Source organism: Fortiea sp. LEGE XX443, from assembly GCF_015206815.1.
Lineage (GTDB): Bacteria > Cyanobacteriota > Cyanobacteriia > Cyanobacteriales > Nostocaceae > Nostoc_B.
On record NZ_JADEXZ010000126.1, the window covers coordinates 1 to 9,101 of the forward strand.

7 protein-coding genes and 1 pseudogene are annotated in these 9,101 nt (G+C 39.7%); 5 read left to right on the forward strand and 3 right to left on the reverse strand.

All coding sequences use genetic code 11. From position 1 onward, the window contains the following. Positions 1-189: 189 nt before the first annotated feature. Together dtd and IQ259_RS26155 are read right to left on the reverse strand one after the other, a co-directional pair. Positions 190-543 (reverse strand): annotated as a pseudogene (gene dtd / locus IQ259_RS26150) (D-aminoacyl-tRNA deacylase); the annotation flags it as partial. Between the two features lie 83 nt (positions 544-626). Next, on the reverse strand, positions 627-1,742 hold the full coding sequence (locus tag IQ259_RS26155) for a GTP-binding protein (RefSeq protein WP_193888903.1): 1,116 nt from the start codon (positions 1,740-1,742) through the stop codon (positions 627-629). A gap of 188 nt (positions 1,743-1,930) precedes the next feature. On the opposite strand from IQ259_RS26155, the gene cysS reads away from it, so the two are divergent. From cysS to IQ259_RS26170, 3 genes are all read left to right on the forward strand, one after another. Next, the gene (gene cysS / locus IQ259_RS26160; RefSeq protein WP_193888904.1) at positions 1,931-3,436 is read left to right on the forward strand and encodes a cysteine--tRNA ligase; all 1,506 of its coding nucleotides are present in this window, start codon (positions 1,931-1,933) and stop codon (positions 3,434-3,436) included. Positions 3,437-3,965: 529 nt separating this feature from the next. Then, positions 3,966-5,405, forward strand: coding sequence for a TldD/PmbA family protein (locus IQ259_RS26165; protein ID WP_193888905.1), 1,440 nt, complete (start codon positions 3,966-3,968; stop codon positions 5,403-5,405). A gap of 61 nt (positions 5,406-5,466) precedes the next feature. Then, on the forward strand, positions 5,467-6,810 hold the full coding sequence (locus IQ259_RS26170; RefSeq protein ID WP_193888906.1) for a TldD/PmbA family protein: 1,344 nt from the start codon (positions 5,467-5,469) through the stop codon (positions 6,808-6,810). On the opposite strand, the gene IQ259_RS27670 is transcribed toward IQ259_RS26170, so the two are convergent. Beyond that, positions 6,794-6,922 carry a hypothetical protein gene (locus tag IQ259_RS27670; RefSeq protein ID WP_255525587.1) on the reverse strand — a complete coding sequence of 43 codons (129 nt, stop codon included), beginning with the start codon at positions 6,920-6,922 and terminating at the stop codon, positions 6,794-6,796. The genes IQ259_RS26170 and IQ259_RS27670 overlap by 17 nt on opposite strands. Before the next feature lie 103 nt (positions 6,923-7,025). On the opposite strand from IQ259_RS27670, the gene IQ259_RS26175 reads away from it, so the two are divergent. Then, the gene (locus IQ259_RS26175; RefSeq protein WP_193888907.1) at positions 7,026-8,429 is read left to right on the forward strand and encodes a serine/threonine-protein kinase; all 1,404 of its coding nucleotides are present in this window, start codon (positions 7,026-7,028) and stop codon (positions 8,427-8,429) included. Positions 8,430-8,581: 152 nt separating this feature from the next. Further along, positions 8,582-9,001: a nucleotidyl transferase AbiEii/AbiGii toxin family protein gene (locus tag IQ259_RS26180; protein WP_228014798.1), complete on the forward strand. Its 420-nt coding sequence runs from the start codon at positions 8,582-8,584 to the stop codon at positions 8,999-9,001. The last annotated feature ends 100 nt before the right edge of the window (positions 9,002-9,101 follow it).

A 9,101-nucleotide genomic window follows, 5' to 3' on the forward strand; every position in this document is an offset into this window, starting at 1 on the left:
CCTTTTAATTGCTGTGCAGTTTCCTTCAACAAATGCTTTAGTGAATCTGTTAATTCCATTGACACCTATGCACATCCAAAATCGAATCATCATTGAATTTACTACAAAAAGGGAAGGGAAAGGTTGCCGTTAGCAACCTTTCCCTTCCCCCCACCAGAATGATTATCATTTTCATAAGTTGTATACTTTATTCTCTGGAAGTCCCTTAACAAAGCTGTTGTATAAATCTTCTGCTATTTGAGGCGCAGCAGAACGGTCAAAAGAGGGACGGCGACCTTTGCGACAGTCGCCGTAAAGGGTGAACTGACTCACTATCAACAATTCACCATTAATTTCTTGCACAGATTTTTGCCATCTGTCTCCACCTTCTTCATCGGGAAACAGCCGCAATTCTAGACATTTACGCGCCATCCAGTCGAGTTCTGCATCTGTGTCAGTATCAGCAATACCAACAAGCAAGTTGAGTCCTCGCCCAATTTTGCCTACAATTCCACCATTAATCGTCACTTGTGATGATTTTACTCGCTGGATAATAACGCGCATAAAAGTATGAAGTATATAGTATAAAAACTAATATTTCATGCTTCACACTTCATACTTCATACTTCATACGTCACACTTCATACTTATTTCCCGAAGCCTTGACCGCGACTTACAGAAGGTAAACAAACACAGTTTTCTAGCTGCGTGATTAAAGTTTCACGGTCTAGATTTTGACCAATCAACACTAGCTGGTTTTTTGGTTCACCTTTCCACTCATCATCATCTAAGGTGAAGCGCTTACCGCAGAGGTGGAAAATGTGCCGTTTGGGACTTTCATCAAACCACATTACACCCTTAGCGCGAAAAATGCTTGTGGGTAGCTGGTTGTCTAGGAAATACTGGAACTTCCTGATAGACAAAGGCTTGTCACTCTGGAAAGATATGGAGGTAAAGCCATCATTTTCTAAATGGTCGGAATGATGGTGGTGATGCTCATGGTCGTGGTCGTGATGGTCGTGACCACAAGTTGAATGATCATGGTCGTCATGGTCATGATCGTGATGCTCATGATCGTGATCATGCTCATCGGCAGTGTCAAAATATTTGTCAGACTCAAACAATCCTACACTGAGAATTAAAGCCAGAGGTACTTGCGATCGCTGAGTCCGCACAATTCTAGAGCCTTCTTTGACTTCGTTGATTTTGCGTTCTAATTCATTCAAAGTCGCTTGATCAACTAAATCTGTCTTGTTCAACAGAATGATATCACCGTAGGCAATTTGGCTATAAGCTGCTTGAGAATTGAATAAATCTAGGCTGTAATTTGCTGCATCTACGACAGTAATAATCGAATCTAGTCGGGTTAAATCCCGCAATTCTGTGCCTAAAAATGTCAAGGCTACTGGTAGCGGATCTGCTAATCCAGTGGTTTCTACCACTAGGTAATCTAGCTTTTCTTCACGTTCTAATACTTTGTAAACGGCATCAACTAAATCATTATTAATAGTGCAGCAAATACAACCGTTACTTAGCTCTACCATATTATTACTGTCGTCGGTAGAGACAATTAACTCATTGTCGATGCCAATTTCACCAAATTCATTCACCAGTACAGCAGTTTTTAAACCCTGTTGGTTGGTGAGAATATGATTTAGTAAAGTCGTTTTGCCGCTACCAAGAAATCCAGTAATAATTGTTACTGGTAATCCTTGTTTCGGAGCATTCATGGCTGGAGATTCGGAAGTCACTGCTGATTGCATAAAGCTGTTATCAAACAATTTAAAAAATAGGAAAGTTCTCTAAGTTGCGACTACCACTGTTGATAAATTTAGATTCACAAAGGGTAGCGCAGATAGTCCAGAAAACACTAGCATAGGGATGCTGGATAAACTTCCCAGCTGCTTTACCCCTATTATTGCGTATCCCTCTATTGCAGCATTACTCTGTTATGACCCTAACTGTTTACAATACTCTCACCCGTCGTCAAGAACCGTTTAACACAGTCGAACCTGGCAAGGTTAAGATGTATTACTGCGGTGTGACGGTTTATGATTACTGCCATTTGGGTCATGCTAGAGCTTGCATTGTTTGGGATGTCGTGCGCCGCTATCTCCAGTTTATCGGCTATGAAGTCCGCTATGTGCAGAATTTTACGGATGTTGATGACAAAATTCTAAATCGAGCGCGTGCAGAACATTCATCAATGGAAGCTGTAGCAGATCGCTTTATCAAAGCATATTTTGAGGATATGGCACGGCTGGGAATTAAAGAAGCTGATGAGTATCCTCGTGCGACGCATACGATGAACGGGATTCAGCGGTTAATTCATGATTTGGAAACTAAAGGCTTTGCTTACCCCTCGGATGGTGATGTTTACTATGCGGTGCGGCAGTTTGCTGAGTATGGCAGGCTTTCGGGACGCAGGTTAGAAGATATGCAAGCTGGGGCGAGTGCGCGCGTTAATATAGAAGACTCAGAATATCAAAAGAAAAAAGACCCCTTTGATTTTGCGTTGTGGAAAGCAGCCAAACCCGGAGAACCAGCTTGGGAATCACCTTGGGGTGCTGGTCGTCCAGGTTGGCATATTGAATGCTCGGCGATGGTGCGCGATCGCTTAGGTGAGACAATAGATATTCATGCTGGTGGTGCTGATTTAATTTTCCCCCACCACGAAAATGAAATTGCTCAATCAGAAGCCGTCACAGGTAAACCTTTAGCGAATTACTGGCTGCACAACGGGATGGTGAAAGTGGATGGTGAAAAAATGTCCAAATCTTTGGGTAACTTTACCACCATCCGCGACTTGCTTGATCGTAATGTTGACCCGATGGCAGTTCGGTTATTTGTACTGATGGCTCAATATCGGACACCTCTAGATTTTACCGATGATGCGATCGCCGCCGCCACTAACGGCTGGCACACTATTAAAGAAGGTTTGCTATTTGGTGATCAATTCGGTCAACAACTCAGTTGGGAAGAAACACTCAGCACTCACACTTCGACTCCTCTCAGTGACCAGCACGGGCTAAACGCCCCGCTACCGCTAACAGCACTCAGCACTAATTTTGTCGAACGCTTCCAAGAAGCTGTAAACGATGACTTCAATTTTCCTGGTGGGTTAGCTGTAATATTTGAGTTAGCTAAAGAACTACGCCGCGAAGGGAATATTATTGTACATCGGGGTAAAACTGAAACACCAGCCGATGAACTAAGAAAACAGTGGCAAACTCTTGTGACTTTAGCAAATGTTTTCGGTTTAACCGCTACAATCGATGATATCAGCCCAGTAAACGATGGTTTAAGCGATGCTGAAATTGAAGATTTGATCCAACAACGGCAAGCTGCTAGGAAAGCGAGAGATTTTGCAGCAGGCGATCGCATCCGTAACGAACTGCAAGCCCAAGGTGTTATTTTAATTGATAGTCCTGAAGGTACGCGCTGGCATAGGAATTAATCTTAGGCATCAGCTTTTTTCACTCCTAAATTTAAGTTTTTATCTCAAAAATTCACCAACAAAAGCCTTTTTTAGCTAAATTTTTGTCAAAAAAACTAGATATATTGCTTAATTGTTATCAGAACATGACATTTGATTGTCACGTTGTTTTGCCCTAATTCCCTGGTTTATTGGCTAATTTTTGCCTTTTGCATTATTGCACTAAATCTCTCTTTTGGAGTGGGTGGTGATAACAGTCTTGAAAAATTAGTTTATGTTTGATAATTTACATCGATTAGGGTAAAAGTTAAAGAATAGCAATTAGTATCAAATACAATTAATTTTTTACATAATTAGAATTTCCTCTACAAAATAGCAAAATAGAAGGAAATTTAGATGCTGCGTTTAATTGCTAGATATTTGATAGATAATAAAAACTTAGAGTGAATCTTGGGGTAGATAAACCAGTGAATTAGGAAAACTCAGTAGTTGATACCTATAAATACAAAAATTGCCAACAATAAATTTATTAATTTTGAATGTAATTATTATGTGGTCTAAACTTACAAAAGCGATCGCCAACTTTGATATTCCTGCTGATTGGATTGGGATTAGAGCCGTCAAAGAAACTGCTTCCAGCCGTTTTGTGCGTGATGGCATCCCCCAAGCAAATGGCAAATCTACCACCGAGGGAGTCATGCTGGAAGTTTTAGTTGATGGCTGTCTCGGTTATGCCGCTACCAACTCTTTAGAACTAGCCTCCTTAGAAGCTGCTGCCCAAATAGCTTACAAACAAGCACTATTCTCCAGTAAATGGTGGATATATCCGTTTCGAGAAAGTCAGCGTCCCAAGGTTGTAGGTGAATATAACTCACCTTTTTTAGAGCCATTGGATGCTTTGAGTCCGGGAGAAATCAATAATTTACTAGTGCGGATGTGCCGAACACTGAAAGTTGATGACAAAATCGTACAAACCACAGCCAGTATTAGTACTAACGAGCGAGAAACTTGGTTTGTTAGCAGCAACGGCTCAGAAGTCTATCAAAAGTTTATCTCCTTGGGAATTCATTATGGAGCGATCGCCCAAGATGGAGCAATTGTTCAGCAACGCACCAATAACGGTTGGCAAGCGCACTCTTATCAAGGGGGATGGGAACTTTTAAGACAAGAAAATTTGTGGCAAAAGGTACAACAAGTAGGTGAACAAGCCATAGAATTATTGACAGCAACAGAATGCCCAAATACGCGCACCAATTTAGTCTTAGCCCCAGACCAAATGATGCTGCAAATCCATGAAAGCGTGGGACATCCTCTAGAAATTGACCGGATTTTAGGTGATGAGCGCAACTATGCCGGCGGTAGTTTTGTTACCACCGAAGATTTTGGCCAGCTAGTTTACGGTTCGCCATTGATGAACATTACCTTTGATCCCACGGTGCTGGGTGAGTATGCCAGCTACGCTTTTGATGATACCGGTGCAGTAGCCACACGGGAGCATTTAATTAAAGACGGGGTTCTGCAACGAGGTTTAGGTAGCGCAGAAAGTCAGGCCAGATCAGGAGTACCAGGGGTTGCTTGCGCTCGTGCTTCCTCATGGAATCGACCAGCAATTGATCGCATGGCTAACTTAAATTTAGAGCCAGGAAACGCCAGCTTTGAGGAAATTATTAGCAGTATAGAACATGGCGTTTATATGGAATCGAATCGGTCTTGGTCAATCGACGATCGCCGTTATAAATTCCAATTTGGTTGCGAATATGCCAAATTAATTGAGAATGGTAAACTTACGAAAACGCTCCGTAACCCCAACTATCGCGCCACAACCCCAGAATTTTGGCACAGCTTAATCAAAATCGGCGATGCTGATAGTTGGCAAATGTACGGTACTCCTTACTGCGGTAAAGGGGAACCCAATCAAGCTATTTGGGTAGGACATGGTTCACCCGTTTGTGTATTTGCTAATGTGGAAGTTTTTGGTGGAGGCGGTTGAGGCAAAAGGCAAAAAAATGACTTTTTCATATGTATCTTAATTAAGACTTACTATCATCTCAATGAAAGAAGAATTATCTACTTTAGAAGTTAGCTTTAATAAACTGTTAGAAACTCTCCTGAATAAAAAAGCAGGAGATGAGGCATTTACTGTCAAACTCAGCAGTGAACGTAGTCAATTTACTCGCTTTAATCATGCTAAAGTCAGACAAACTGGTTGTGTGGCTGATGGTTGGATTGAATTGACTTTAATGGCAGATCAGCGCAGTAGTTCTAGACAGTTTCCCTTTACGGGATATTGGGAGAAAGATTGGCAGAGAGCATATCAAGCTTTACAAGAATTACGAAATGAACTACCTCTATTACCGATTGATACTTATCTAGTTTTGCCTTCAGGCAATAATACTAGTAGAGAAGTACATCATAGTAATTTATTAGCACCAGAAGCAGTAGTTCCTACTATACTTGCGGAAGTGGCAGAATTAGATTTTACTGGCATTTATGCTGGAGGAATTGTTATTAAAGGGTATGGCGATTCTAGCGGTCAGAAACACTGGTTTGTGACTGATACTTTTACATTAGATTATTCTTTGTTTATCAGTTCTGGGCAAGCTGTTAAAGGTACATGTGCCGGGAGTAATTGGAATGCAGAAAGTTATCTAGCTAAAATCAGCGAAGCAAAAAAGCAAATAAAATTACTGTCTCATCCAGCAAAAGAATTGTCACGAGGACAATATAAAACTTATTTTGCACCGGCGGCTGTTGCTGATTTATTAAGTATGCTTTCTTGGGGTGCTGTGAGTGAAGCAGATATCCAACAGGGTAATAGTGCTTTAGCTGTGTTATCAAGACAAGAAAAGCAGTTATCTCCAAAGTTTAGTTTGAAAGAAAACTTTCAACTAGGTTTAGTGCCACGCTTTAATGAACTAGGCGAAATGGCAGCACCAGAATTACCAATAATTGAACAAGGAATTTTAGTAAATAGCTTAGTTAGTTCTCGTACTGCTAAAGAGTATCAAAAAACGGCTAACGGTGCTAACAGTTCAGAAAGTTTACGCACCCCAGAGGTGAGTTTAGGGAGTTTAAGATTTGAACAAATTCTACCCAGCTTAGATACAGGGTTATATGTCTCGAATTTGCATTATCTGAATTGGAGCGATCGCCCCACAGGTAGAATTACAGGTATGACTCGTTATGCCTGTTTTTGGGTAGAAAACGGCGAAATCATCGCACCTATCGAAAACCTACGTTTTGACGAAAGCCTCTATCGCTTTTGGGGAGAAAATCTTGTAGATTTAACCAATTTTCAAGAATTTATCCCTGAAGTTGGCACTTATGATAGTCGGCAATTAGGTGGTAGTCTAGTTCCAGGAATGCTGATAAATGATTTTACTTATACCTTGTAAGTAATAGTTGAGCGATCGCTTCTCTGGCTTTGGCGGCTGTGGGAGAATGTACTTCTAAGAGAATAGTGCGATCGCTCTGCATAATCAAGGCATATTCTGGGATGTAAGACATGAGTTTTGTTTGTTAACAACTTAATAATTTTTTTAATATGAATAATAATCCTGTAGAGAAATAGTATAAAGAAAACATAGGGGAAGTATGTAAGGCAACTGGCATGACTATTGATGGACGTTATGAAATTATTCGAGCCTTGGGTGCTGGTGGTTTTGGGCAAACCTACATCGCCAAAGACACTAAATTACCTGGAAATCCTTTATGTGTTGTCAAGCAATTTAAACCACAAAATCCAATTCACTGGGAAATTGGGAAAAAATTATTTGAACGGGAAGCGCAAAAATTACAAGAGTTAGGAAATCATGAGCAAATTCCCCGCTTGCTTGCCTACTTTACAGAAAATCAAGAATTTTATTTAGTACAAGAATATATTGAAGGTCACGATCTTAACCAGGAATTAGTACACGGAAAAAAACTCAGCGAAACTTACGTAATTCAACTTTTACGCGAGATTTTAGAAGTCTTAAGTTTTGTCCACAAATATTATTTAATTCATCGAGATATCAAACCTTCAAATATTCTGAGACGTGCATCTGATAAGAAAATTTTTCTGATTGATTTTGGTGCAGTTAAAGAAGTCACTACCCAGATAATGAATGCTCAAGGACAAGTAAATTCTGCCACTGTCATAGGTACTAAAGGTTATGCACCTATTGAACAATACGAAGGTAATCCAGTATTAAGTAGTGATATCTATGCAGTGGGTGTAATTGCTATCCAAGCCTTAACAGGAATTGCGTCCCCTGGTATAGCGCTTCTCAGTTCACAGATAAAGGAAATTGTCTGGCGCGATCGCGCTCAAGTTAGCGCCGAACTAGCTAACATTATAGATAAAATGGTGCGTCGTGACTGGAATCAGCGTTATCAGTCAGCATCAGAAGCATTGCAAGCAGTGAATGCACTTATTTTACCTCCCAAAATACAATTAACTCCAGCACCAAGCAGAAAAACTGGAGGAAAAATATGGCTGGGTGTAGGAGTATTTGCAACTATCATTCCTGTGATTTTATGGCTAGGATTTCAAGCTACTCGTCACCAAACTCCGCCTTTAATTAAAGAATATTCTCAATCTGGTATCAAAATCAAATATGCAGATAACTGGATACCCAAAAAAAAAGGTAACTTTGATGGTGAATTAGTCCAATTTATTCCCCAAAATCTACCACAGATAAGTTCTTGTTCTTTAGAAGTTACAGTCCATAAGACCGAATTACCCCAAGTCCTATCTCTCAACGAATATAAAAATATAATTTTAGAGCGACTTAAACGAAATTATTCTCAGATAGAAATTACCGACGACACCAAATTAACAACTACCTTATCTCAATTTCATGCCTACAAATTAACCTATTCCCGTCAAGAATATCAATGCAAGCTGCAAGTTTTAGAAATTGGCACAGTCAGAGAAGGTAATGCCTATTATATTACTTATACCGCCGAAGAAAAAGAATATAGTCGCTATTTACCATTAGTCAAAACCATGATTAATTCATTTCAAATCTAAACTAACTGACACTATTACTTTTTTACCATTTCATTATCTGATGGCTATTATAGCAGTAGCCAAGGCAGTTAGGACATCGGCTAATGATAAAACTCATGCACTAAAGGACTTTTAACCCTGTCACCTGTTCCCTGTTCCCTGTCACCTGCTATATGCTCAATCCACAAAAGCTTCCATTTCTAGAATCTGTTGGTTGGCAAATAAACAATATAAATAAATTAACTGAAAAAGAAATGCTCCAATTGTACCAGCGCAATTGGCATCAACAAAATACTTTCAAAAATTTAAAACAAGAAGAAAAAAACTTTGTTCATTACTTAGCCAAAAAATATAACTCTTGGATATTACCAGATTTTGAAGTGTTTGACTTAAATCATCACAATAAAATACTAAAAATACTTAATGCTTTTAATCCAGAAATTTTAAAAAAAGCTTCTGCACATTTTGCTGGTGGTACACTTTTGGCATTAGAATATGATGAATACAGACTGAGTAAAGATATTGATTTTCTCTTTCCCTATGCAACTGAAAATTATAGATATTTAGTAAGGATTCAGGTAACAGAGTATTGACAAAGGGGACAGTTGAGGTGGAGTATCACAAATATGAACCAAAACCTGCCTCAAGAACTAGAAAAAGAAAGTTTGGGCCAGTTATCCAAAGAAGAACTGG

Coding starts and splice junctions, on each gene's coding strand:
- IQ259_RS27670 (WP_255525587.1), bottom strand. CDS start 6,922: ATGTCTTACATCCCAGAATATGCCTTGATTATGCAGAGCGATCGCACT.
- cysS (WP_193888904.1), top strand. CDS start 1,931: ATGACCCTAACTGTTTACAATACTCTCACCCGTCGTCAAGAACCGTTT.
- IQ259_RS26175 (WP_193888907.1), top strand. CDS start 7,026: ATGACTATTGATGGACGTTATGAAATTATTCGAGCCTTGGGTGCTGGT.
- IQ259_RS26170 (WP_193888906.1), top strand. CDS start 5,467: ATGAAAGAAGAATTATCTACTTTAGAAGTTAGCTTTAATAAACTGTTA.
- IQ259_RS26180 (WP_228014798.1), top strand. CDS start 8,582: ATGCTCAATCCACAAAAGCTTCCATTTCTAGAATCTGTTGGTTGGCAA.
- IQ259_RS26155 (WP_193888903.1), bottom strand. CDS start 1,742: ATGCAATCAGCAGTGACTTCCGAATCTCCAGCCATGAATGCTCCGAAA.
- IQ259_RS26165 (WP_193888905.1), top strand. CDS start 3,966: ATGTGGTCTAAACTTACAAAAGCGATCGCCAACTTTGATATTCCTGCT.